A 1,326-nucleotide genomic window follows, 5' to 3' on the forward strand; every position below is an offset into this window, starting at 1 on the left:
ATACCAAAGGGGAAAAGAAGGATAAGCTTTTATCATATTCACAAAAAGAATTTGCTACTTTATTTTTTGATAATGACAAGCTTCCTTATTATTCATCTGTAGCAACATTTGTAACGAAAAAAGGTGAAACATTATATTGCCTTGTTAAGGTTCCTAAAAAAGCAATAAAGTATGAATATACGTTTTCTGATAAAAATGAGGAATACGTATATGTTTTTTATAAGATATTACTTACTACAATCGTTTTATTTTTTGTATTTTTCTCTATGAATGTATATATTTTTAGTAGGCAAATTGCTAGGAAAATAACCAGGCCATTGGATAAACTAGCAACTGGATTTGAAGAAATTGCTAGTGGGAAATATGATAAAAGGTTAAACTATGAAACATATTTTGAGTTAATGCAAATACAGCATTCGTTTAATGTTATGTCGGAAAAACTGGATAAAATAGAGAAAGAGAAGAAGAAGTTGGAAGAAACCAAGCAGAAGATGCTTGTAGATTTGTCTCATGATTTAAGGACACCAATTACAACCGTTCAAGGTTATGTTGAAGCATTACAACTAGGAATCATTACTGAAAAAGGTGAAAGAGAAAGAACTTTGAATGTAATATATAATAAGATTCGAATCATTGCGGTATTAACTGAAGATATTTTTGAACTGTCTAAATTAGAGCATTCTGATTACCCTTTTGAAGTACATCCAACTGATGTATCTGAATTTATTCGTGAATTGCTTGTAGAATATTATGATTTATTTCAAGCGAAGCGCTTAATCCTTCAATATCAAATACCCTCTAAAGAAGTGATTGCTCCAATTAACAACAGGTTACTATACCGTGCTATCTCTAATATAATATCTAATGCTCTACAGTATAATACGGCAGGTACGACCGGGTTTGTATCGTTAATTGAGGATGAAAGCAAAGTATATATAAACATTATAGATAATGGAATTGGAATACCTGAGGATATGAAACAAAGTATTTTTGATGCATTTGTTCGAGTAGATGATTCTCGAGAAAATAATGGGGGATCAGGTCTTGGATTAACTATTGCTAAGCATATAGTAGAAAAACATGGAGGGAGCATAAATTTAGATAGTACAAAGAAAAAAACACATTTCTGTATTTCTTTACCTAAATGCAGTGTGTAAATATCTTATGAAAAGTGTTAGTAAGTTAAATGGTTGAATAAAGAGAAAACGCACGATTTAGTTCCTTTAAATTTAAATCTGGTTCATATAAAATTGTATAAACATAGCAATTTAAAACTGCTCTTCTTTTTGTTAAACTTCGTGACTTTATCGGAAATCTATATTAGTA

General features: G+C 29.9%; 1 protein-coding gene. It reads left to right on the forward strand.

The window, feature by feature from the left end; all coding sequences use genetic code 11:
• On the forward strand, nucleotides 1-1,157 hold a 1,157-nt coding region (locus ABWK52_RS29120), incomplete at its 5' end, for a HAMP domain-containing sensor histidine kinase (RefSeq protein ID WP_353772366.1).
• Nucleotides 1,158-1,326 lie beyond the last annotated feature (169 nt).

It is taken from the genome of Bacillus sp. AP50 (assembly GCF_040492675.1).
Classification (GTDB): domain Bacteria; phylum Bacillota; class Bacilli; order Bacillales; family Bacillaceae_G; genus Bacillus_A; species Bacillus_A cereus.